A 25,180-nucleotide genomic window follows, 5' to 3' on the forward strand; every position below is an offset into this window, starting at 1 on the left:
ATAAAATTTGCTATCAACCATTTTTTCAGTCAAAATTCGCAAACCACCCTAATCCAAATGGGCGGAATTCTGAAGTTGAATCATATCGTAATAGAAACCATGTTTCTCCAACAGCTCGTCATTCGTTCCCCGTTCAACAATCCGGCCGGCCTCCAGAACTAAGATTAAGTCGGCGTTTTGGATGGTCGAAAGGCGATGGGCAATCGCAATGGTCGTCCGCCCTTCTTGGAGCTTGGCCAACCCGGTTTGAATAATCTGTTCGGTCTCAGTATCGATATTGGCGGTTGCCTCATCCAGAATCAAAATCTTCGGATCAGTCACCAGAGTCCGGGCAAAGGAAATCAACTGCCGTTGCCCACTGGAATAACTGGCACCACGCTCAATCACTCTCGAGTCGTATTGATCAGGCAAGTCTTCAATAAATTGATCGGCTTGAACAAATCGAGCCGCTTCATGGACTTCTTCATCGGTGACTTCTTGGTTAAACATTCGAATGTTAGAGGCAACGGTTCCGTAAAACATGAAGGGTTCCTGGAGTACCAACCCCATTTTCTTGCGGAGTTCTTGAATGGTGTAATCACGAATATCACGGTCATCAATCAGAATTTCCCCTTCACCAAATTCGTAGAAGCGCATCAAGATGTTAATCATTGACGTCTTCCCACTTCCGGTTTCACCCACTAGAGCAATGGTTTGTCCCGGTTCGGCGACAAAGGAAATATCATGTAGGACATCATTTTCGCCATCATAAGAAAAGGTGACATGTTTGAATTCGATCTTTCCTCGGGTAATCGTGGCATCGGGATCCGCGTGCTGCTTCGGTTCGTAGGTCTGATCATCCATAATCCGCAGCACTCTTGAGCCGGCAACGACCCCATCTTGGAAGTCGCTTAGCCGATCCATCATTTCAGACATTGGGTTATAGAAGTTGGAAAGATAAGTCACAAACGCATAAATAATTCCGGCAGGCACATAGCCATGCAGCCCACGGATACCAAACATCCCTAATACCAGCACCGTTCCCAAAGCGTAGAACAAGTTAATGATTGGGTTTAACAACAACGAGTTGATGCGAATCATCGCCCGGCGGGTATTATAATACTGGTCATTGGTATCACTAAATTCGTGATTGATCCGCTTTTCCTGGCGGAATTGCTGAACCACACTGATCCCGGTAATGCCTTCAGCTAATTTAGCGTTCAAAAGGCTCAACCGTTCACGCATCCGACGGTAGACCCGGGTACTGTATCGCTGATAGTACCAGACTGTCACGAACAAGAACGGCATGAACACCAACAGCCACATGGCAATTTTGGCGTCTGCCAAATACATCGCGACAAATGAGGAAACCATGGCCGAAATGGTAACCACCAAACTACTGAACAGGGCCCAGAAGTTTGCAAAGGCCATGGTATCGTTGGTTAACCTTGAAAGAATGGAGCCGCTGGGGGTCTGGTCAAAGTACCGCATCCCCAAGGTGTGCAGTTTCGCAAACAGTTTCCGTCTGGTATTTTCGAGCATATACTCAGCACCCATTTCATACAGATAGGTCTGGGTAAATTGCATCACAGCCTTTGCCAACATGCCAAAGAAGTACAAACCGGCAAAGAACCACATCATCGCAAAATCAGGATGACCAACGACCAAGTGGCTGTCCATAAAGGTTTGAATGATTCTTGGCAAGAGAATATTGACAACGGCAACCGCAATCGCAAACAGGACTGAAAAGTAGAAATACCATTTATAGGGAGCAGCGTACTTGAACAGCCGCCCAATAATGTGCATCTGCTGCTTAACCGGAATGGATTTCGACCAGGCAGATTGATGCTTTGATGAATCAGCCATCAGCTGTTGCCTCCCTTCACTTTGGTTTCCAGTTCCTGACGCTCAAACATTTCGTGGTACCAACCACCGCGGGTCATTAATTGATCGTGAGTGCCGCGCTCAACAATTTTGCCGTCATCGATCACCAGAATTTCGTCGGCATTCATCACTGAACTCAACCGATGGGCAGAAATGATCGTCGTCTTATCGGAACGTTCAGCGTGCAGATTTTCGAGAATTTGGGTTTCCGTTTCCGCATCAACCGCAGATAACGCATCATCCAAGATTAATAGTTCCGGGTTGATTAACAGCGCGCGGGCAATTGAAAGCCGCTGACGTTGACCACCCGAAAGTGAAATGCCTTCCTCACCAACAGCTGTGTCATAACCATCTGGCATCGCTTGAATCTGGTCATACAAATCACTTTTTTTGGCAGCTTGTTCCACTTCAGCTTGGGTAGCGTCAGGACGGGCAAAGCGGATGTTTTCCCGAATACTTTGTGAGAACAGGAACGTATCTTGAGGCACGTAGCCGATTGCAGGAATTAAAGCGTCCATCTTATATTGCTTGATATCAATGCCACCAAACTTAATTGACCCTTTATAATTATCAAATTGACGTAAAATCAGCCGCAAAATCGTACTCTTCCCGGAGCCCACTTTGCCGACCAACCCGACCGTTTTGCCAGCCGGCACTTTAAAGTCAATGTTTTGCAGGGCCAGTCGTTTGTCACCGGGATATGAGAAACTCTTAACGTCATAATCGATTTCGCCCTTCGGTGTAATTGTCACACCATTAGGATCGTCAATCACCTTGCTTTGCTGGTTAATCAGGTCCATGACCCGATCATAACTGGCATTCCCACGTTCCAACGTGTTAAACAGCATGCCGACGGCAAACATCGGCCAGATCATCATGGCCAGATAGGAAACAAACGAAACCAGCGAACCGATGGTAATTGTCCCATTGGTGACCAAATAGCCACCGTAAACAATCGTAATCACATAGGACAGCGCGATGATCATGGTGGTCATCGGGTCAAACAAAGAATCCAGAAAATTGACCCGCCGGTTGATGTTGATGGTTCTGGCAACCTGGTTGTCAAAATCCTGCATATCTTCTTTTTGCTGCCCAAGGCCCTTAATGACCTTGATGCCGGTAATACTTTCCTCGGCTTTATTATTCAGCCGTGAAAAGGCAGCTTGAGAATCTCGAAAAGCAATGTGAATCTTAGTCCCCAAATATCGCGCCATCACTGCCAATAGCGGAAACGGCAAAATGGCGATCAGGGTTAATCGCCAATCAATCAACGTGACCATTGCGATCAAGGTCGTGCCGCCGGTAATCATGGAATCGGCGAACTGCAAAATTCCACCACCGGCCACTCGTTGAATCGCGGACAGGTCGTTGGTAGCGTGCGCCATGAGGTCACCGGTTCGATAGCGTTGGAAGAATTCATGATCCATACTGGTGTAGTGGAAAAACAACCGATTCCGCAACACTTTTTCCAATTTGGCAGCTTCACCCCAAATCGCGGTCCGCCACATATAACGGGCTCCGTATTGGGCAAAGGAGACAATCGTCAAAACAATCAGCAAAAACATGAGATATTTAGCTGTTAATTTACCGTTATGAATCGAATCGACCAGATTACCGATGATCCGTGGCGGAATAATTCCGACCAACGCCGTCAGCAGCAGGCCAAATAAACCAACCAGGTAGATTTTCCATTCCCTTTTGAAATACCAGCCCAGTTTGACAAAGATACTCATGATTCCACCTCTAAATTAGAAATTAATTAAATAAAATAATTTTAGCACAAATCTCCGTGACATAACACCATTAGCATTGCTTATAGTCCGCGATAGTGTTAGTATTTTGTCATCAATTATCATCAAATTTTAATTCAACTAGGAGGTATGCCATGTTCAGTGAAATTGGTCAGTTAATATTTGATAACGAAGCCGTTGCGAAAACCTCAGACTTTACCATGGGAATTGAAATTGAGATGCAGCGAGTTGATGAAAATGGCAATTTAAGCCAAGAACCCTACCCAGCCGGGGCCGGTGACGAACAAACCAACCCCTGGATTACCAATGATTTTCTGGAAACCATGTCTGAGGTTGTGACCCCACCGGCCGCTCATGCCCTGGACGCCATGCACTACTTGTTCAGCATTAACAACGCCTTGCGGTCAGCCCTGTCACCAGGTGAGCTGTTGTGGCCGTTATCGATGCCGCCGCGACTGCCAAAAGACAAGAGCAAGATTCCCCTCGCTAAAATGGGACCCAAGAAGGAAGCCTACTTAAAAGAATGGCTGAAACGTCACGGCTTTTCTCAAGGAACGCCTTGTGGCGCGCATATCAACTTGAGTATCGATCCCCACGTGTTTGATTTAGTTCTGGCCAACATGAGCGATCGTTTCAATTCCAAAGTTGAGCTGCAAAACTACTTATACGCCAAGATTGCCCAAGGCTTTCTGCGGTATCGTTGGGTCATTACATATCTATTTGGCGCCAGCCCCGTCGCTGAAGCCAACTATTTTGATCCGGGTAAAGGACCAAAAGCACCGATTCGCAGTATCCGCCAGAGTTCACACGGCTTTGGCAATCCATTTAGCGGCGACTACACGAACGTTCAGCGTTATGTTGACCGAATTGAAAAGGGCGTCGCTGACGGCAAGCTGATTTCAGATTACGAATTCCATGGTGCCGTCCGCTTTAAGGGCAACACCCACTTGCGAGAGCTGCCGAAGACCGGGGTCAGCTACCTTGAATTGAGAATGCTCGACCTTGACCCCAGCAGTTCTGTGGGGATTCGGACCAATACGTTACGGTTTATCCGTTTACTGGCCAGCTATTTCATCATGTCGCCGGCAATGAATCCTGAGGAAGTTGAGAAGGTCATCGCCCGTTCGGATAAGATGAACGAAGAAGTCTCCGAAGAACATCCCAATGATGTTTCCAAATATCAAGCCAATGCCAGAGCCTTCCTCCAAAGCTTGGAAATGTACGCGGATAGAATCCAGCTTGGACCTGAATACCAAGAAGAACTTGAAGACCTCCAAGACCGCGTCGAAAATCCGCTCACCACGCCAAGTGCCAAGTTAATCACCCATTTGAAAAATGGTTCTTTGGAAGAATATGCGATTAAACGGGCCAAGCGCTACCAACAATCGGCACTCCAGTCGATTCGCCCATTTAAAGGATTTGAAAATAAAGCCAAGCTGTCAGCCAACGAATTAAAGCAGGAATTATTCAAAGGCAGTTGGGAACCCGACAAATCAAAAGTCGACAAATAAGCTCAAATTACATTGACAACAATCAAAATATCACGTAAATTTATTAGTTTGGAGTACAATAACACAAATAGACTGAAAGTAATTATTGAGGAGGGATTTTATTGCGCCCAAGAATCGCATTACCTGCTGACACGCTCGCCGAGGCAACCAACGTCATTAATGAACGAAATGCCGCGTTCGCGCCTCGGCCAGCAATCGAAGCCATCGTTAAATCCGGTGGCGTACCTGTCATTTTCCCAAGTGTCAATCCCGAAGACGTGCGCGATTATATGACACTGTTTGACGGCGTCTGTTTCCTTGGCGGCGCTGATGTCGATCCCACTTTCTATGGTGAAGAACCATTCCAGAAGCTGGGGATGACTTATCTCAAACGCGACTTATTTGAAATTGAATTATTGAAACAGTCTGTGACTGCCGGCAAAGCCATCATGGGAATCTGCCGAGGGATGCAGCTGATTAACGTTGGCCTGGGCGGAACCCTCTATCAAGATTTGTCCCAGGACTTACACGCGACTTTGAAACATTCCCAGGAAGCCCCAGGCAACATGCCATCTCATCACGTCACAGTTGATCCACACAGCCGCTTGAATGACATTATTGGCCAGCGCCCATATGTCAATTCACGTCATCACCAGGCCGTTAAAGACGTCGCCCCGTATTTGAAGGTGACCGCCAGAGCCGATGACCAAGTGATTGAAGCGATTGAATCAGTAGATAATGATCAGATATTAGCAGTCCAGTGGCATCCAGAAAACATTTACAAGCATTATGAGGACTCGCGGAAGCTATTCAAGGACTTCATTAATCGCAGCCAAAAGGTCGCTGACAAGACCAGAAAATAGGTTTTATCACTATTCAAAAAACGCTCGACCATTCCAGTAAAGGGATGATCGAGCGTTTTTTCTTAGATTTTAACAACTCATGTGTGCACGAACCGCCATTCAGTGAGGATACCTCACCGAAGCGTTTCGTATACTTGTTGGTGTTTAATCGGAAATTCACTCGGTGCCTTTTTATTCAGCAGTTCTTCTGACAAGGACACCTTGTAGATCGTTTGATTATCGTAAGGCTGCATATAGTAAGCACAATTTTTCATATCCATATAGCCGCGGTACTGGGTGTAATCTTCGCTGCCATCCTGCTTCAACTTAACGCCCTTGGGAATTTCAACCGAGTTCAAAATGTGGCTGAGTTCGTTGACAGTTTGATCAGTTGGTACCTGATCGGCATATTCCCGCATAAATACGGTGCGAATAAATCTCGAAACAGAAGTATAGTCACCAGGCATCCCCAGCGCCCCACTTCCGGGCCCAAATGACGTAATTTCATACCCGTTATATGAGCGGGCAGGATGTGGTGATGGTTTCAACTCGGTGTAGTTGCTGAGGTTTTTCAAATGCCAGCCAAAGTCCGGACTGTTGGTCATGACGCCAACGGGGTTCTTTTGATAATGAATGCCATCTGCCAGCATTTCCAAGACATAGCAGGCACCCGAGCGATCAGAAATGATCCAGTGAAGCGGGGTGGCCTTGCCAAGAATCTTGACCGGAGCATCGATGATGTTTAGCTGGTCGACTTTGCGGCCCAGGTCCTCACAGTCACTGGCATTGCCCAACAGCCAATTCAAAACTTCGTGGGGTGCCAGGTTGACCCGGTTTGTCTTAGCCGTTTTGGCGTAGGTTGCTTCGCCACTGAAATACAGTGCAGCTGCGCTTAAGCCCTTCTCATTGACACCGTCAACCAAAATATAATGGCCCAAGTTTCTGCCGGCACCGACAAAACCATAGGTCGTATCGTATCCAGCCTCTGCGGCATCACTGTCAAAATGCTGCTTTCGGGGGATCACGATTGGTCGGCCATCTAATTCAAAAGCAAAATCCATAGTTCGGGCTAAAAAGTTGTCGCCCGTTTCAGATAGAAAAGTCACACTTGTACACATTCATTTATCACTCCTTTGAAACTCAGTTTAGTCTTTCAAAAATCAAATAACCAGATCTGAAATAAATTAAATTGATATTTAAAGTTTTTTTACTTGCTATGGAGTCCACTCCACGGTTTATATTGTATTTGTCAGTTGAGGAACGGAGGTATTGAAATAATGAACAGTAAGAAAGTCTCGGAACTACTTGGGGTGTCTACCGATACGCTTCGCTACTACGAGCGGATTGGCGTCATTCCCCCGGTTAAACGCGATCACAACGGTTATCGTGTCTACCAAACCAATGACTTGAATTGGATTTTCCTGGCGAAAAGTTTAAGAAGCGCCGGCCTGTCAATTGAATCTTTGATTGAGTTTGCCACCCTGGCCCGCAAAGGTGGGGCCGTCCGGCAAGCTCAAAAGGATATTTTGCATGAACAGTTGACGATTTTAAACGAAAAACTCAAAGAAATGCAGGACACGCAAGCCCTGCTGAAATATAAAATTGACACCTTCGATGAGCATTTAGCCAAATTCGATGCCGGTGAAATGACCGCCGACAACGCGGAGAAACTCTGGCAGAAACCATATTTGAAAGACAATCATAAAGGAGAATAATCATCATGAATACACCAACATTTAAATTAAATAACGGCATTGAAATCCCAGCAGCCGGTTTCGGCGTTTTCCAAATCGAAAACGGTGGAACTAAACAAGCTGTTGCCGATGCTCTCTCGGCTGGGTATCGACTCATTGATACTGCTCAGGCTTATGGCAACGAAACCGAAGTCGGCGATGCCATTAAAGAATCCAACATCCCTCGTGACCAGCTGTTTGTGACCACCAAAGTTTGGGTGAGTGATACCGGCTATGACGCGACTAAGAAAGAGTTTGAGCAGGCGTTAACCAAATTGAAGCTGGATTATTTGGACCTTTACTTGATTCACCAGCCATACGGAGACGTTTACGGCTCATGGCGAGCCATGGAAGAGCTTCAAAAAGAAGGCAAGATTCGGGCGATTGGGATCTCCAATTTTAACGCCGACCGATTTGTCGACTTAGCGCAGCATAACGAGGTCACCCCACAAGTCAACCAGATTGAATTAAATCCCTGGTTCCAGCAGCAGGATGAACTCGACTGGATGAAGAAATTAGGCATCCAGCCAGAGGCCTGGGCACCGTTCGCAGAAGGCAAGCACGGCTTATTTACCAACGATGTCTTATCAGAAATTGCCCAAAATCATCATAAAGGGGTTGGCCAAGTTGTTCTGCGCTGGCTGTACCAACGGGACGTTATCACACTGGCCAAGTCGGTTCACAAGGAGCGGATGATTGAAAACATCAACATCTTTGACTTCGAATTGACCGATGAAGAAATGCAGCTCATCCAAAACCTGGATATGAAGGAATCGGCATTCTTTGACCACCGTGATCCAAAGATGGTTGAACGTCTGGGTGGCGGCGGTCGCTGGAACAATGACGATAAGTAACCCAATGGAGGTAAAATTTTGAAAGTAATGATTTTAGGAGCAGCCGGCCAGATTGGTCAAATGGTGACTGATGACCTGTTAACTCAAACCGATTTTGATTTGGTCTTGTATGGTCATAACGTCTCATCTCGCTTGGCAGCCAAAAAGAGTCCCCGCGTGACGTTTGTCGATGGCGATTTCACCGAGTTTGATAAAATCAAAGCCAACTTAAAGGACGCCGATGCGGTGTATCTGAGCTTTGTTGCCGGACCGGAAATCACCGACGGCATTGTGAAGGTTCTCGATGAAGCCAAGGTCACCCGGTTCATTGCCGCCAACATTCCTGATTTATACCAGGAAGTTACCGGCAAGTTTCAAGCCTGGTATCGAGAACACACCGGAATTATTTGGAAATCGGATCGAAAGAAGTCGGCCGACATTGTCGAAGCTAGTGATTTGGACTATGTGATTTTGCGGATCACCTGGCTGTATAATCAAGCCGGCAATACGCAGGTTCACGTTACTAAAAAGGGTGAACCCTTCAAGGAAGCGCAAGTCACCCGACAAGCCGTTGCTCAGTTTGTCACTGATTTGTTAACCGGAAAAGCGGATTACCATCGTGAAAGCTTAGGCTTGGGTGAGCCGGGGACTGAGTGGAGTAAACCTAGTTTTTATTAATTTACCAATTCATATTGAAAGGTCGGAACGTAGGTGGTTTAGCCTATTGTTCCGACCTTTTTTGTGGGCAACTTCTGTTTGGATAATGGGCTCTTCGCGGCGGCTTCCAAGCATTAGTTGACATGAGTCTGCAACTTTTGTACACCACTCCGCACCACTTTTACCTTGCCGAAACGTGCATCAATCGGCTGATCCCCGCCATGTAAGGCCATTAAGCAATCATTCCAAGCCCCGGAATAATCGCTTAATCACCTTACATTCTGGGATCAAAACGCCTCTTGCTCCATGCACCAGCACCACTTCTACCTTGCCGAAACGTGCAGCAATCGGCTGATCCCCGCCATGTAAGGCAATTAAGCAATCATTCCAGGCCCGGGAATAATCGCTTAATCGCCTTACATTCTGGGATCAAAACGCCTCTTGCTCCACTCTTATTTGATTCTCACCGGAATTCCCTGCTTCAAGGTCGCCAAGATTTCCTTCTGGTCCGCGGCACTCAATGATTCGAAGCCGATTGCCGGGTTATGAATCAAATCATCCTGGTAGCCCTTGGCAAATTTTAACAGTTCTTCAAACACCTTTTTCGAGTCTTCACCGAGCCAATTAGCCATTCGCCCACTCGGCGTCAACACCGGGTCGTCAATCATTTCCATTAATTTGAAACACAGATGTTGAGCATTGAATGGGATAACAGCTTGAGCGCTGAACTTTTCCAGTTTACCGATAAATTCCGCCGCCTCATCATGATATTGACTAATCTTCAATGGATTTTCCAAAGCAACGACATCATTTTTCTGGTCTGCCTTAGCAATATCTTCATCCGCCGTCCGCAAATCAAATGGGCGATGACTGACAAAATAGGCAAACATCAAACGGACCAAGTCGACGGCATCTTCAGACACCCCCAACGGTTCAAAAGGATCTAAATCGTAAATTCTCAGCTCCAGGTAGGCAATTCCCTTGGTTAGGAGGTCAGAAACATTATCGCTACGCTTTAACCGCACCGTCCCATAATACTCACGCTGGGCAATCAGCTTTTGATCATCCACGGCCTTCAAGATGCCGTCAACGTACTGTTGGACACTTTGATAACTGGAAATAAACCCATTTCCAAAGCCAAAGTGCGAATTACGCAGTGATCTGACCGGACTGATGGGCGCATCGGTATTTGGAGCAAAATAATTAGTAAAGGCCACCGGTGTTGCGCCAAACAGGTACGTCAACAGCCAGCGGTAGCGCATAAAGCCAACCGCTGCCTGGAGATACAGATCATCGGTGCTCACATTGGCCTCCTGAGCAGTTAAGTCCTTGATGGCCTTCTTCGTCAACCCGATATTGACGTGAACTCCGGTCTCGGCAGTTCGTTCAATTTTTCGGATCTTGGCCACCTGTTGGCGGTACTCATAGCTCTTGGGGTCGGTTTGGGCAATCACAATATCAGAATGGTCCGCTTTTAATTTCGGCGGCATGCTGTATGGCCAGAGGTACTCTTTACCAGCCAACTCACTTCGCAGTGCCTGATGATACACGCCCAGGTATTTCAACCCCTTCAAGGTGGTTTTGGTTGGCGGGGTAATCAATTCAGACTGCGTTTCCAAAAAGTCATTCTTGATAAAATGGTGCTGACGCTCATTTAGCAGGCCTTTAGGATATGATTTGTGACTCAACTGACCGCTTTTATTTATCCGGTGGGTTTCCACCTCCAACCCAACCGTCGAATTAATGAAATCAGAAACTTCTTTTGCTTGTTTCATTTGCCCACCATCCTTTATTTTCAAAAATATCCTACAAGAAAAAACTTGTAGGACATCACAGCTTCGCTTCGTCTAAACCTGGTAGAGGCTTCAATTAATTATCAAGTATTTTAGTGATTCGTCAGCCGCATGTCAACGAATCAGCCGTTCTTATAATTTTCCGGTTTCCCCATGACACCAAACAGACGCTGCCTGAGTTCGTTGGCCGTCATATCGGGCTGTTCCTCAAAGCCGGTAAATGGATTAGGATTCTCATGGGCGCGATTTTGATAACGGTTGGCCATTGCCAGACCGTATGACATCAGTGAGCCGTCAACCTCATGATCGCACAGCGTTGCAGCCGGCGTCAGGTTCGGGTTGTCGAGTCGATCCTGCATCGTATCCAAGACTTCCTGGTATTCAGGGCCCCACTGAATCTGGGCCCCAAACAATTGGAGTTGATCCAAGAAAGTTTGCGCCTCATGATGATAAATTGTCTGTTGGGATGGGCTTTCAAGGGCAACCACTTCGTTCATTGCCCGCCCCTGTTCCAACTTGAGGTTAATCTTCTCATCGCTTTCAAGAGTCGGCATCATCATGAAATAACTTAGCAGGATTCTGAAAAAGCGGATGGCGGATGTCCGCACACCCAAGGCGGTCGTCGGGTCAAGATCCAGCATTCGTAACTCAATGTATTCGGTCCCGTTTTTGATCATGTCAGTTAGGTCGCCATGCATGGTTTTCAGACGAACGCTTGAATGGTATTCGGCTTCACTGAACAAGGCGCCGCTGGCAATATTTGACTCGATATTCTTGACGTAATCCGGCACACTGCGATAATTGTGGGTCACATCAGACGTCAATCCATAGTTCGATGAACGAATACTGCGCACTTCATGCTGCGGCTGGTCCTCATCGGGTTTGAAGAAATTCTTTTCAGCGATTGGACTATTACCAAACAAATAAGTGATTAACCACCGGTAGTAGTCAAAGCCTTGGGCGATCTTGATATAAATATAATTTACAAAATCAGCGTATGAATCATACTGATCGTCAACCGCCTGCCAAACCGTTTTGAGCACGTCGTCATTAATGCTGACGTTCAAATGGACCCCGACAGGAATCCCTTGGGTATCGCTACGGGTTTTGATCCATTTTTCGTAGTAGGCCTTCTGTTCGGGGTCAACATCAGCGATTGGAATCGTGCTTTTGTCTTGGGGCAACACGGGCGGCATGCTCAGCGGCCATAATAATTCGTTAGGCTCCAAAGCATTTCACAGCGTATCATTAAGTGCCATCAAATAATGCATCGCATCCAAGGACTTGCGGGCAGTCGGTGTGATAATCTCACTTTGAATCTGGTAAACATCTGTTTTGATGAAATGGTTCTTTCGTTGATTGCCAAGGGCTTTGGGGTACGGTTCCTTGGTTAATCTTCCAGCCGAATCAATCCGAATCGTTTCGACCTCAATGCCCATATTAAAGTCGCTGGCATTCGCGACAATTTCGTTGTTGAAAATAATCTGGCCAATTTTATCAAACATGTGCAGGCCTCCTCTTATGTATTGTTCTATCATTAAATATTAATGATACTCTAACGCAATTCACTTTATTTTACAAAGGGTTATTCTAAATCGGTTATCTTTGTAATATAATTGGTTCATTATGTATGGGAGGTGAATCAGGTGAAGAATGGAAGTATCCGCGGCATTGTGTTGGCAATGCTGGGACCTTTACTATGGGGAATCTCGGGAACACTTGCCCAATTTTTATTTGACGATATCCATGTAAGCTCACACTGGCTGGTTTCTGTCCGAATGCTGATTTCGGGTATTCTGTTGGTCCTGTATGGTTTGATTGGCAATCATCGACAAGAAATGCGGGTTTGGCACCACAAAAGGGACTCACTAAGCTTAATCTTCTTTAGCTTTATTGGAATGGCTGCTTCACAATATACATATTTCATGGCGATTGAGGCTGGTAATGCCGCCACCGCCACCATCCTTCAGTTCTTGGCACCAGCAATGATTATTATTTATTTAGCTCTGTGGACCCGGCGCTTTCCCCGGCGAATCGACGTCTTCTCGGTCATTATGGCTTTGTCGGGGACAGTTCTTCTCGTGACTCATGGTCAACTGACCACATTGGCAATGCCGTTAGGGGGCTTTGTGTGGGGTGTGGGGGCAGCGGTTAGTTCCACCCTCTATACCTTATTACCACGAAACCTCCTGAAAGAATACGGCTCGATTCCCATCGTTGGTTGGTCAATGCTAATCGGTGGAACCGCCTTTAGTCTTTATTACCGGATCTGGGACGACATGCCGGCCTTTTCTTGGACAACATACGGCAGCGTCTCCTTTGTGGTGATCTTCGGCACGATGTTTGCATACCTATTTTACCTTCAAAGCCTGCGATACATTCAACCGACGACTGCCAGCGTATTGGGGTCATTCGAACCGCTATCAGCAACCACACTTTCGATCATTTTTCTTGGCGTCAGCTTTGGCGTACCGGAAACCATCGGCGCCGTCCTAATCCTGGGCACAGTCGCTGTTCAGGCGTGGGCAACGTATACGACGAATCCGGCAGCGGAGATTTAAGCATAGAGTGGAGAAAGAGGCGTTTTGATCCCAGAATGTAAGGCACTTAAGCATTGATTCCCGGGCTTGGAATGATTGCTTAAGTGCCTTACATGGCCGGGATCAGCCGATTGCTGCACGTTTGGTCTAGATAGAAGTGGCGCTCAGAGGTGCCGTAACATCATCAACTCTATCATTGTTAAGTAGGCGAAAAAAAGGCTGAAGCACCAGTACAATCACTGGGCTTCAGCCTTTGACATTTATATTAATTCTCTGTTGCCAATTTAGCAAAATAATCAAAAATCCGCTGGAATTCCGGATGAACTGCCCGCATCATCTCCGGATGAAATTCAACGCCGATAATTCGACCATTGTTTGATTCGATCCCTTCAACGACCTGATCATCACTTTTGGCAACGACTTTCAAGCCATTACCCGGTTCATGAATCCCTTGATGGTGAAAGGAATTAACCGCAAACCGCTCACCCAAGATTTGGTGAAGCCATGAGTCCTCGGTGGTTGTCACATGGTGAGTAGGAATCTCCCAAGATGTTGGATACTGATTGTGTTTCTCCGTTGCCCCGGCTTGTTTATAGATGTCCTGGTACAGATTGCCGCCTAACGCGACGTTAATCACCTGCATGCCACGGCAGATCCCCAGCACCGGTTTGTCAGCTTTCTGAGCAGCTTTAATCAAGGCAATTTCAAATTGATCCCGGTAAATATCCGTTTCAGCAACTTCCGCCAAGGGCTCTTCGCCATACAAAATTGGCGTCACCCCCTGGCCGCCAGACAACAGCAGCCCGTCAACTCCAGCAATATAATCTTCAGCGTCTTTCGGATCGCCCAAGGGCAGGACTAACGGCAACATCCCAGCATGTCTCAGCCCAGTGACATAGTCTCGTTGAATATAATCGACAAAATTTGTTCCGAATCGTTCAGTTGGATGAATCAAATGATTACTGGCAATGCCAATTTTAATCGTCATAAAATCAAATCTCCTCTACTACTTCTTCCAGCTTGCATACTCATACTTCTGATAACCAATTAATGGATAATCCAAGCCTTTAATATTCTTGGTTCGCAAATGAACCGAAGCGTACTGGTACAGTGGCGTGACGCCTTGAAGTTCGTTTAACAACGAGGCGGCCTGCTGCTGCAGTTTCACTCGTTGCCCAGCAGTTTGGTGCGTTGTGTCATTAATCTGATCAATCAGTTTTTGATACTTATCGTTCGTCCACTTGGTAAAGTTGATGACCCCGGCTTTGGCAGCCAAGTTCAGATAATCAATTGGATCTGGGAAGTCTGTCGACCACCCGAGCGTGCCGGCGTCAAACTTGTGATTACTGAAGTCGGAAATCTCTTGCTGCAATGGAATTGAGCGCACGGTCAAATTAAAGTTGGGCGATACTTTTTTGGCCTGTGATTGAATATATTCGGCGACGGCTTTATAGGCATCGGTGTCCGCGGTTAACAATTGAACATTGATGGTTTCTTTTCCCAACTCTTCTTGGGCTAATTTGAAGTAGTGGCGGGCTTTAGTGAGATTATACGTCAACTTTGGGGCAACCCCGGCATTGAAATCTTTGCCACTGGCATCTTTAACTTCACCCTCCGGAACCACTGATTGGGCCGGCAGTGATCCGTCCTTTAAGACGTTCTTTGCCAAGGATTGTCGATTAATAGCGTAGCTTAGTGCCCGCCGCAAATTGAGATTCCGCGTCGTCTTACGGTAATTGTTCCAAGGGATAAAGGCTAACTGACCATATTTTGAAACCACCGTTTCATTCTTAAATTGTTTCTTGGCATCAGCAACCAAACTGCCCGAAATTTGGGTCTCATCGATGTCTTTTGCCTGAAATAACCGCATGCTGGTTTGTGGTGTTTTCACAACTTGGAAATGAATTCTGGTTAAGTCGACTTTATTCGCATCGTAGTAGTCTTTGTTCTTGACCAAGTTCCAGGTATCTTTGGAAGAATTCCAGTTCTTAATTTCATAAGCACCGTCGGAAGCCGCGTGCTTTGAATCCTGACCGTATTTACTCCCCCATTTGGCGAGCGCCCGCTGATTAATCGGATACAACTGGGTAGCGATCACGTAGTTGTAATACGGAACCGGGTGGCTCAACTTGAGCTGCAGTTTATACTTGCTAATGGCCTTAACACCTAATTTGGATGGCGCCGCTTTGCCAGAATTAACCGCATCATAATTCTGAATATCGCTCAAATGACCGGCACGTTGAGACTTGGTCTTGGGGTCAACTTGTCGTCTGAACGAGGCCACAAAGTCGCCGGCAGTGACCCGACTGCCATCGTTCCATTTGGCATCGTGCCGCAAGTTAAAGGTGTAGGTTTTCCCGCCATTAGTTGGCTGAACAATTTTGGTCGCCACCGACGGTACAATCTTTCCTTGATTATTTTGTTTATACAGGCCCTCGACAACTTGCGAAATTGCCAAATAACTCCCAACATCAGTTGCCCGATTAGGATCGACAGTGATGACATTTGTCTGGGCTGTCGTTCGAAAGGTCCGGCTGGTCGCATCCTTACTGGACGTTGACTTGCCACAGGCGCTTAACACCAAAACACTCACCAATCCCACTACTGAAACGACTATCTTCTTCATCAGTATCCGCCTCCTCAAAATTTCGAAAAATAAAACCGGTTTGCGTTAACAAACCGGTCAATTGTTAAAGCTGCCATAGGGGCGAACGTATCGCGGTACCACCCTATTTCAAAGCACACTCACGCATGCTTTCTCAGTCAGTTTTCAAACTGTAGACGATAATGTGCCCAACATCGTAGCCTTACAAGTGCTCGGCTACTGCAACTCACGAACCATATTCATCAATCTCGTTAGGCTGTCTTTCACCGACGTGACAGCTCTCTTGGCTAACTCCACTGATTACTCATTCGATCCTCGTTAAATATATTAGTGATTATCGTAACAGATTTTTTCTGAGAGTCAACTCATTTTTTAATTTATTTTTAATGAGGCGTTTGTGGAATGTAATTTTGGTGTTTACTTTGTGCCTTTTTACTATTACCTAGTGGAATCGTGGGCAAATAAGCAGTTTCCGGCCGTATAAGAGAGTTCGCCAAATATCCAAGCCCTGGATATTTGGCGAACTCTCTTATACTCTGGAAGCTAGGCGCTTATTTGCCCACACTGATTTTTAAAACACATACTCCTCACGATCAACCAACAACCCCACAAAAGTCATGACAACGGTCACAGCCAGTAGGAAAATCAAAACCGCAAACCAGTTTGTGGTCAGGCCATTCATCCAGCCGCAAATCATCGGGCCTGTCGCTGCCAATAGGTAACCAAATGATTGACCCATTCCAGAGACTGAGGCTGTTTCGTTGGGGGTTCTTGTCTTCAGCGAGAACAAGGTCATTGCCTCGCTGAACGCCATATTGGTTGACAATCCCAAAAGGACACAAGCAAGGACCGCAAACCAGAAACTGGTTTCAGCCATCATTAATGATCCCAATCCGACGATAAACAAACCAGAGATCGTCCAAATCATCGTTGACTGTTTGGCAACCGAGCTGATAATTCTTGGAACGACAAAGGAAATCGGCAGTGCCACTAACTGGAGCAGCCCCAACAAGTATCCTGCCGTATTCTGATTAATCCCTGATGCCATCAGGATTGGTGGCAGCCAGGTTAGAATTGAGTAAAAAAGAAGTGACTGCAAACCCATGAAGCCACCCAATGCCCAGGCAAGCGGCCGCTTCCAAACGCTCACTTTGACCTCTGGATTAAGTGGTGTCGCCGTCTTTTTGACTGAGGTCTTGCGTTTGCCTGAAGTTCTCAACATGATCGCCACGATAATTGTGATAACTGGAATAATCGAAATGAATTGAATCATCACCTGCCAAGTGATCAAGTGACTGACTACGGCGCTAAAGCCGGCAGAAATCGAACTCGATAGTGACAACGCGAAAACATACATCCCGGTATAAGTCCCGATCTGCATCGGAAACAAATAGGAAACCAAAGTTGGTGCGAGGACATTCAACATCGCAATCCCACAACCAATCAAGATTGTCCCGAACAGTAAGCTGGTAAAGGAATAAACCCGGATGAAGTTGCCGATTGTCAGCAAGCCCAGATCCACCATCGTTACCGGCAAAATCCCGAAGCGCTTAATAAAATATGTAACCGTCGGTGATAATAATCCAAAGCAGATCAAAGGAATTGTCGTTAAGCTCCCCAGAAACCATTCCGGCATCTGAAAGGAGTTTTGAATATTGGTCAAAATTGGTGGCACAATCGTAATCGCCGTCCGCATATTGGCACCCACTAAAAATATCAGCAGAGCACCCAAAATGACTTTCTGGCGGCTTGGTACTGTGGTCTCTTCGTTCATTAGTTCTTTCTCTCCTCAATCAGATTATAATTGCTTTGCTAGAATCCTCATCTTTCTTCCCAACTGGTCGACGGAAGTATCGATTTGTTCGTACCCCAATTTTTCGTACAGTCCAACGTGTTTGGTGACAATGTATGCCTTATGAAACCCAATTTGTTTGATTTGGTTCTCGGCCAATTTGACCAACTGTTGGCTGAGATGTCTGCCGCGGTAATCCTCGCTGACAAAGACAAAGCCAATGAATGGTGAATAGCCGGTTCCTTTAACGATATCTTCCCGAACGACCGCACAAAAGCCCACTAACTGGTCGTCATCCATTAGAACGATAACCCGTTCCCAATCAGACACCCGTCCGCCGAGCATTTCATTGGCCAAATATTTGCCTGCCGGCCAAGAAACGTTGCCAATCAGTTTGGCAAAATGCTGCCACATGTCGTCTGAATCATCTAAAATATAGGTTTCCATGGTAACCTCCTTAAATTATTTCGTGAAATGGTAATTTAATTATAGTCCCCTATGTCGATTTTCAAAAATTGTTTTCAGAAAAACTGGTAGAATAAGACTAGACTATTTTCAAAGGAGACTGGATATGAAAAGGATAGCTGTGTACTGCGGGGCCGCAACCGGCACGAATCCCGTATACGTCACCGCCACTAAAAAACTGGCATCTTGGTTAGTCAGCCACGATCTTGAATTGATTTACGGCGGTGGTGGCGTCGGGTTGATGGGCGTGTTGTCCGATCAAGTATTGGCTGAAGGCGGGAAAATTCACGGTGTCACCACCAAGCAGTTAGTTGCTCGAGGAGCTGAGTCACCGCGTTTAAGAGAATTATCAGATTTGACGGTAACCGACAACATGTCTGCCCGCAAAGCTGAGATGATGAACATCTCCAATGGCTGTATCGCCCTTCCCGGCGGCATCGGAACGCTTGAAGAAATCACCCAGGCCTTCTCGTGGGCTCGGCTGGGGGATAATCCCAACCCCTGCGTGTTTTATAACGTGAATGGTTACTATGACCTGTTGGCCAAAATGTTTGATAAGATGACCAGCGAAGGTTTCTTATCGGCAGCTGACCGCAAGAAGGTGCTGTTCTCCGATTCACTGGATGAAATTTATACGTTCATGACGAACTACACACCACCTAAAATTCGTCAATATTAAGGGATACAAAAAGCGAACTGAAATTTCAGTTCGCTTTTTTCTGGATTATTTTAAGAAATCCACCGCATCTAGTGTGTAACGACCACCAACAACTTGGATGGCGACATGATGTTTACCGGCAGACAACCCATGAACAACGATATTCTCTGTCCGATCAGCACCAACTTGTGGTGCCAGATTCCAATTGCGAACGGCTCCATCCACCGTCACCTTCAGACGACTGCCAGCATCTTGAGCCCCAATCAGTGAGAATCCAGATCCGTTGAAGTCAAATTCAAAGCCTGGCACATTATCTTGGTCGGCACTTGCCATCGACAGTGTTCGATTCCATTTGGTATTGCCCAAACCGCAAACATGATCCCATTTGCCTGTATATTGAACAGCTGAATCGAGATCATCTACCCTGTGTTCAATCAAATGTGGCTGTTTGCCCTGGGTAACTGTTAACTGCTGAATCTGGGTATGGTAATACCCGCTCCCAAGCTTGACGCGGCCACTGTAATGTGGATTGTCGGTGTCGGTATAATCGAAAACCCGCTGCCCATCAAATGTCGCAGTTAAATGATTACCTTCCGCTGCAAACGTGACTTGATGCGTTGCCGAAACATCCAAGCCGTCAATGTGTTCCACGGCAATAATTTGGTCATCCTTAATCAACTCACATCCACCATCAATGGCTACTTTAAAGACATACGGGGCACTCTCAAGGCGACCCTTGACGTCGGTCATTTCCCGCAAACCGATCCCAAAGTAGTTTCCGGTTGGCGAATTCTGCTGAGTTTGATCGTCAAATTTCATTGACACGGCAACCTCGTAATCCGTCCAGTGGTCGTCGCCGAATGTTAAGTTGGGAGCAAATGAATATTCCCAGTCAAGAGCCCGCTGCTTATCGGTAATCATCTGCTGCATGACGTTGCCTTCGTCGGTCTGGACCACTTCAAAGGCGCCACCTTGATCAGCAGTGAACCGTGGCGTATTCCCTCGAGAAGATAAATAATTTTCTGGGTAGCCCGAGCAACTAAAATCATCTTCATACAAAACGCCATCATCAGATTTGATACCAAGGGTGTGGTCTTCATGGGGGCTCTCCAAGCGATGATAGACCACTTCCGGATCGTCAGCCAAATCCAATGTGGTGGCGGTCGCAATCGAATGGGGTGCAACAATAATTTTGAGCAAACCGTCCGTTGGCGAAACGGTTTCTCGTAACTGCTTCATCCGACTGTCATATGCATCTCCAGTATGCTCGGGACCAACGCTTTGCCAAACGGCAACCGGTTTGTCTTCACAAGCCGGAAGATTTTTCAGCAGAATCTGGTAGGTGCGCGCTTCAGGACTGTCATTATCAAAAATCACAGAGTAGTTGGCCTTGTCTGGTGCCATCAAAGTCATGTAACTTGGGGCCTGCCGATTATGATCCAGGTTTTCAGTTCCGCCGACTTGACTGTCGCAGGCACTGGTTAAGTACCGCCAAGCACCTTCGTCTTCCCAACCGGCTTTGGCAAAATCAGTAAAGTGCTTCATGCACTGCAGCCCGACATTATCGACTTCGTAGTAACCTGACCACGGTCGGCAGGCATTGATCAGCTCTTTGTGACTGTAATTGACCCCGGTATAATAAGCGGAAACTGCCGGTTGGAAAATATACAAACTTCGACGAGATTTCACGTAGCTCTTAATCAGTCGGTTAGCAACATCCAAGCCGCTTTGACGGCCGCTGATTCCGTCACCATTGCTGGCGCGAACTCGGTACTTACCCATCGTCATCGGCGCAATTCCTTCACTGTACCAAACTTCATGATGGTAATCGTCTGCTAACTTTGTAAACGGCTGTTTTTCGCCATCATCGGTGTTGTAGTGAAAGCCAAGTGCTTCGACTCGTTCACGCAAGTCCGGATCAGCAATCATCATATCGCCAAAATCACGTTCATAGTTCTGATCGGCAGCAATAATTTTGATTTGCTGGTACCGACTAATCGGAAAGTCATTCGGAAACTCAGACTGATCGTTTTCCAAGCGATCCGCAAACCATTTGATCCATTTAACCATCGGATGCTTGGTTTCGTTCCGGTCAGGATCAATATAATCGATCAGAAAACCATATGTCTGATAAGCCGAGATGATCGTCTGTTTATACCACTGATACATCGGCTCATAGGCAGTTGCCGGCACTTTACCATCCGGATCAGCCGACTTGGCGTTGAACCAATCTTTTCTCAGCCAACCAGGCTCACCCCAGCGCAGAATGGCCGTTTTTAAGTTCGGTTGGATTTTCTTAGCGTCGGCGATCAACTGGAAACCAGCCCCACGGTTAACGTTTGCGGTTTCCGAGGCAGAGCGCATCGTTGCCGGTTCAGTTCCAGAAGACGTGTTGGCATCATCGCCCATTTCAACTTTTAACATCCGCATTAATGGATGCTTACCACCAAAGAGAATCTGCAAAATCTGATCATAACTGTCTCGATGTTCCCATTTATAATCCAGCAGCAGTCGGGAAGAATTGTTACAGCTCAAGTAGCCAAAGCCTTTAAATGTATTGGCATCTTTGGCATTTAGATCCAGTTGCTCCCCGTCAATGACAAAACTTGTCTGGTTCATGTTAACACTCCTTTTCAGTCACCCTATTTGCTTTTATACAACGAGGCCGGAACACCAGTACTCGTTAAGTATTGTTCCGACCTCTCCTGCAATGCTATTTACCTGCTTTATAATCCAGTGGTAATGAAGTCCAACGCTTCTTCAAATAAAAGGCTGCGGCTTTTGGTTGACGATCCCGGGTAAAGATCCCCTTCTTGTTACCGTTAACCCGCATGTTGCCTTCCACGGTCTGGAAGTCGGCCAGGTTCCAAGGTTGTTCACCCCGGATAAAGTCGTAGGAGTCAAATACCCGATCGAACATATCCAGCAATTCGATTTGATACTCCTCGCTCCACATAATCGATGGCAACTTGTGCAGTCCTGGTTCAGTATCGGCACCATATTCTGAGAAGACAATCGGCCTATCGATGTCAGAATTCTTCCATTCATCCAATTCAGCCCGCAAACCAGCTTCACCATCAGAGATTTCGTATCCCCACTTGTGGTACCAGCCTGGATAACGGTTCAGGAGGTAGAAGTCAGGGAATTTCAAACACTTGGATTTTTCAAAGGTGTCGTCCTCGTTAAGGGTAAAGGTTCTTGGTCGTTGTTCAGGATCCAAATCCTTTGAATCATTAAACAACTTGGTAAAGTATGGCACCGCCGAGTCAGTTGAAGTATCCGGTTCGTTGCATAAGCTCCATGCCAGGACACTTGGATGGTTCTTATCACGCTTGATCATGTCCTTAACCTGATCAATATGCTTCTTGTACAATTCATCAATCCAGTCACCGTCAAAGAATGATTGGTTTAAACCGCCGAGGAAACTGGCTGCAGCCATCTTGAACCCAACAGCAGGCACTTCATCGGTAATCAGAATGCCTTCGCGATCGGCAAATTTATAGACCTGTTCATCGTATGGATAGTGCGAACTTCTAAATGAGTTGGCTCCAATCCATTTCATCAGATTCATATCACGTCGTTCAACGTTCAAATCAAATGCCCGACCGGCATAAATGCTGTCTTCGTGACGACCAAAGCCGCGCAGGTAGACAGATTTGTGGTTGACTAAGATTTCGTGACCTTTGATTTCGATGGTTCGCAAACCAATTTCATCACTGTATTCATCACCAGCCTTGCCAGCATCCAATAACTCAAATTTGATGGTGTACAAATAGGCGTCGCGAACCTGCCATAATGTCGGATTCTTAACCACCAAATCACCAGTCTGTCCTTCAGCGGTTGCGACCACCTTGCCATCCTCATCGCTCAGGCTGACTTTGAAATTGCTGCCGTCAGTTGCTTGGACACTATAATGAACGGTTGCCTGATCCTCACTGACATCATAGGTTGTTGAGTAATCATAAATATGGTTCTTCGGAACGGCTAATAAATGAACACTCCGGTTTAAGCCCGAATAGTTATAGAAATCAAAGAAAGGCTTAGCCATCTTCTTGCCGTTCTTCAAAGTGGCTGTATCACCTGCTGGCAATGCATCTCGATGAAGTTCATTGTTCATCTTCAAAGTCACAATATTTTCTTGACCTAATTTCACTGCATCGGTAATATCTGCAGTGAAAGGCAGAAAGCCGCCTTCGTGTGAGCGAATTTCTTGGCCATTTACATAAACGGTTGCTCGGTGGGTTGCTGCTCCAAAACGCAACTGAATGGTCTGGCCATCCATGTAGGTTGGTACGAAGAACTTCTTGGCGTACCAGAAATCCCCGGTATACTCACGGGAATCTTTGTCGGTAAAGAAATCATTAAAGCTGGCTGGGACCGGCATCTTAATTGGATCGTCAAAACCGGTTGTCCATCCCTTGGCCTCACCTTGAGCTTGTGGGTCAAACTTAAAATCCCATAAGCCGTCTAACTTTTGATCTTGTCTAAATTGATTGGTAACTGGATAAAGTAAACCTTTTTCCATCGTTTCATCCTCCTAGGGTTTAAAAGTGGTAATTGTTTATCACTTTCGCAAGCGCTTTCTTTTGTGCTGTTGCTTTAATTTTACTATATTATCGGGTATAGTCAATAGATTTTAGTAAAACTATTCTAAAGGGGACGAGAATCCCCGTCGCTATTGAGAAAAACATCCTAGAGAATGAGGCTTGCTTTTTCCTTTGATGACTTGGATTCTACGTTATAACAGATGTTAATCTTTAAATTTACTAAAAAAACAGGCTGGGCAAAAGTTATTCGCTTTTGACCCTGCCTGTTATTTTGCGTGAGCACCACTTTTACCTTGCTGAAACATGCATCAATCGGCTGATCCCGGCCATTTAAGCCGGCAAACCAATCATTCCAAGCCCCGGAATAATCGCTTAATCGCCTTAAATTCTGGGATCAAAACGCCTCTTGCTCCACTCTTGCATTAGCACCACTTTTACTTTGCCGAAACGTGCAACAATCGGCTGATCCCCGCCATGTAAGGCAATTAAGCAATCATTCCAAAACCGGGAATAATCACTTAATTACCTTACATTCTGGGATCAAAGCGCCTCTTGCTCCACTCTGATTTTATAAACTGCTCTCCCTCTCCATCAATTCCGTCGCAATCACCGTCAGCTCTGGGACCTTCTTCGGTTCTTTAATCCGGTCCGTCAGCATTTCAATTGCCCGCTCACCCATCAATTCGGTGTGAACGTGGACCGTCGTCAATGCCGGGCTGGTATACTTGGCAATTGCAACATCGTTAAAGCTGATTAAGCTGACCCGATCCGGGACGCTGATATTCTGCTGCTGGAGGGCTCGCAAGACACCAACGGCCATTGAATCACTGCCAATCAAGAATCCATGGGGCAGCTTGTCGCCCAACTGTTTGATTGCAGTGTTCATCAGCTCAAACCCTGAATCCGGGCCAAATGGTCCTTGGAAAACGAAGGCATCATTGAACAAACCCTTTTCTGACAAATACGAATCAAATGTTGACACTCGAGGATCGCGAACGCCCTGCTTTTCAGTCACGGTCGTTTCCTTACCGGCAATCATCCCGATATCCTTGATACCGTACTCAATAAACCGATCAATAATCTTACGAACCGGTGACTCGAAATCACTACGGATACTATCACAATCGTAAGCTAAATAGTTCTCACCGATAAAGACCAGTGGGATATCATATGATTTCAAACTCATGACTTCGGTCTTATCAAACTTACCAACGGCAATCATTCCGCTGAGGCCCTTCACCCGACTCTTATCGATCGAATCAAACGTCAACTTCTCAACGCCGGCACCTAAGCTGGCCGCCTTGTTCTCAATGCCGTATTGAATTTGCAGGTAGTAAAGATCAGTCAGCTCTTCTTTATCAGAATGCCATTGAATAATACCAATCTTTTTACCGCCTTTTGGTACATGCCGATTCCGCTTCTTGTATTGCAGCTTTTCAGCAACTTCCAACACTCTTCTACGCGTGTCTTCCCCCACAGAAAGCGTATCGTCGAAGTTCAAAATTCGTGAAACTGTCGATATCGAAACACCCGCTTCGTTAGCGACATCTTTAATTGTTGTCATCTTATCACCCATTACACTCATATTCCGAATTGATTTTTTAACACTCG

Annotated in this window: 18 protein-coding genes, 1 pseudogene and 1 other annotated feature; of the genes and pseudogenes, 7 read left to right on the forward strand and 12 right to left on the reverse strand. The window is 46.3% G+C overall.

What is annotated here, in order from left to right; genetic code table 11:
* Window positions 1-48 precede the first annotated feature (48 nt).
* Window positions 49-1,845, reverse strand: coding sequence for an ABC transporter ATP-binding protein (locus tag KE627_RS04990; RefSeq protein WP_013727065.1), 1,797 nt, complete (start codon window positions 1,843-1,845; stop codon window positions 49-51).
* Window positions 1,845-3,596 (reverse strand): ABC transporter ATP-binding protein, encoded by a 1,752-nt coding sequence (locus KE627_RS04995; protein ID WP_013727064.1) that lies wholly within the window; start codon window positions 3,594-3,596, stop codon window positions 1,845-1,847. Before KE627_RS04995 ends, KE627_RS04990 begins: the two co-directional genes overlap by 1 nt.
* Before the next feature lie 152 nt (window positions 3,597-3,748).
* Here KE627_RS04995 and KE627_RS05000 point away from each other — a divergent pair, with 152 nt between their 5' ends.
* Entirely contained in the window at window positions 3,749-5,125 is a 1,377-nt protein-coding gene (locus KE627_RS05000; protein ID WP_013727063.1) for a glutamate--cysteine ligase, read from the forward strand.
* A gap of 101 nt (window positions 5,126-5,226) precedes the next feature.
* Entirely contained in the window at window positions 5,227-5,967 is a 741-nt protein-coding gene (locus KE627_RS05005) for a gamma-glutamyl-gamma-aminobutyrate hydrolase family protein (RefSeq protein ID WP_013727062.1), read from the forward strand.
* Window positions 5,968-6,080: 113 nt separating this feature from the next.
* On the opposite strand, the gene KE627_RS05010 is transcribed toward KE627_RS05005, so the two are convergent.
* Complete coding sequence (locus tag KE627_RS05010; RefSeq protein ID WP_013727061.1) at window positions 6,081-7,064, reverse strand: choloylglycine hydrolase family protein; 984 nt, start codon at window positions 7,062-7,064, stop codon at window positions 6,081-6,083.
* A 159-nt stretch (window positions 7,065-7,223) separates the two neighbouring features.
* Between KE627_RS05010 and KE627_RS05015 the strand changes: the two genes are divergently transcribed.
* From KE627_RS05015 to KE627_RS05025, 3 genes are read left to right on the forward strand one after another with little or no spacing between them, the layout of a single operon-like run.
* Entirely contained in the window at window positions 7,224-7,661 is a 438-nt protein-coding gene (locus KE627_RS05015; RefSeq protein WP_013727060.1) for a MerR family transcriptional regulator, read from the forward strand.
* Window positions 7,662-7,666: 5 nt separating this feature from the next.
* Complete coding sequence (locus KE627_RS05020) at window positions 7,667-8,533, forward strand: aldo/keto reductase (protein WP_013727059.1); 867 nt, start codon at window positions 7,667-7,669, stop codon at window positions 8,531-8,533.
* An 18-nt stretch (window positions 8,534-8,551) separates the two neighbouring features.
* Window positions 8,552-9,190 (forward strand): NAD(P)H-binding protein, encoded by a 639-nt coding sequence (locus KE627_RS05025; protein WP_013727058.1) that lies wholly within the window; start codon window positions 8,552-8,554, stop codon window positions 9,188-9,190.
* Window positions 9,191-9,621: 431 nt separating this feature from the next.
* On the opposite strand, the gene KE627_RS05030 is transcribed toward KE627_RS05025, so the two are convergent.
* Both KE627_RS05030 and KE627_RS05035 read right to left on the reverse strand, forming a co-directional pair.
* Window positions 9,622-10,944 carry a glutamate--cysteine ligase gene (locus KE627_RS05030; protein WP_056938953.1) on the reverse strand — a complete coding sequence of 441 codons (1,323 nt, stop codon included), beginning with the start codon at window positions 10,942-10,944 and terminating at the stop codon, window positions 9,622-9,624.
* A gap of 140 nt (window positions 10,945-11,084) precedes the next feature.
* A pseudogene (locus KE627_RS05035) lies at window positions 11,085-12,500 on the reverse strand (glutamate--cysteine ligase).
* Between the two features lie 108 nt (window positions 12,501-12,608).
* Between KE627_RS05035 and KE627_RS05040 the strand changes: the two are divergent.
* Window positions 12,609-13,523 carry a DMT family transporter gene (locus KE627_RS05040; RefSeq protein ID WP_013727055.1) on the forward strand — a complete coding sequence of 305 codons (915 nt, stop codon included), beginning with the start codon at window positions 12,609-12,611 and terminating at the stop codon, window positions 13,521-13,523.
* 244 nt (window positions 13,524-13,767) lie between these two features.
* Here the strand turns inward: KE627_RS05040 and KE627_RS05045 are convergent, their stop codons facing one another.
* From KE627_RS05045 to KE627_RS05060, 4 genes are all read right to left on the reverse strand, one after another.
* Window positions 13,768-14,457, reverse strand: a complete 690-nt coding sequence (locus KE627_RS05045; RefSeq protein WP_371862038.1) for a gamma-glutamyl-gamma-aminobutyrate hydrolase family protein — start codon at window positions 14,455-14,457, stop codon at window positions 13,768-13,770.
* Between the two features lie 51 nt (window positions 14,458-14,508).
* Window positions 14,509-16,128 carry a peptide ABC transporter substrate-binding protein gene (locus tag KE627_RS05050; protein WP_056938954.1) on the reverse strand — a complete coding sequence of 540 codons (1,620 nt, stop codon included), beginning with the start codon at window positions 16,126-16,128 and terminating at the stop codon, window positions 14,509-14,511.
* 74 nt (window positions 16,129-16,202) lie between these two features.
* Window positions 16,203-16,432, reverse strand: a binding site (T-box leader).
* Window positions 16,433-16,678: 246 nt separating this feature from the next.
* Entirely contained in the window at window positions 16,679-17,881 is a 1,203-nt protein-coding gene (locus KE627_RS05055) for an MFS transporter (RefSeq protein ID WP_082602313.1), read from the reverse strand.
* A 24-nt stretch (window positions 17,882-17,905) separates the two neighbouring features.
* A complete protein-coding gene (locus tag KE627_RS05060; protein ID WP_013727052.1) occupies window positions 17,906-18,346 on the reverse strand; it encodes a GNAT family N-acetyltransferase in 441 nt (146 codons plus the stop codon).
* A gap of 124 nt (window positions 18,347-18,470) precedes the next feature.
* Between KE627_RS05060 and KE627_RS05065 the strand changes: the two genes are divergently transcribed.
* Entirely contained in the window at window positions 18,471-19,043 is a 573-nt protein-coding gene (locus KE627_RS05065; RefSeq protein ID WP_013727051.1) for an LOG family protein, read from the forward strand.
* 45 nt (window positions 19,044-19,088) lie between these two features.
* On the opposite strand, the gene KE627_RS05070 is transcribed toward KE627_RS05065, so the two are convergent.
* The 3 genes from KE627_RS05070 to KE627_RS05080 all read right to left on the reverse strand — a co-directional run bounded on the left by KE627_RS05070 (window position 19,089) and on the right by KE627_RS05080 (window position 25,133).
* Entirely contained in the window at window positions 19,089-21,641 is a 2,553-nt protein-coding gene (locus KE627_RS05070) for a glycoside hydrolase family 30 protein (RefSeq protein ID WP_056938955.1), read from the reverse strand.
* A gap of 94 nt (window positions 21,642-21,735) precedes the next feature.
* Complete coding sequence (gene uidA, locus KE627_RS05075) at window positions 21,736-23,547, reverse strand: beta-glucuronidase (RefSeq protein WP_056938956.1); 1,812 nt, start codon at window positions 23,545-23,547, stop codon at window positions 21,736-21,738.
* Window positions 23,548-24,137: 590 nt separating this feature from the next.
* Entirely contained in the window at window positions 24,138-25,133 is a 996-nt protein-coding gene (locus tag KE627_RS05080; RefSeq protein ID WP_041805824.1) for a LacI family DNA-binding transcriptional regulator, read from the reverse strand.
* Between the last annotated feature and the right edge of the window lie 47 nt (window positions 25,134-25,180).

This window comes from Lentilactobacillus buchneri (assembly GCF_018314255.1).
Taxonomy (GTDB): Bacteria; Bacillota; Bacilli; order Lactobacillales; family Lactobacillaceae; genus Lentilactobacillus; species Lentilactobacillus buchneri.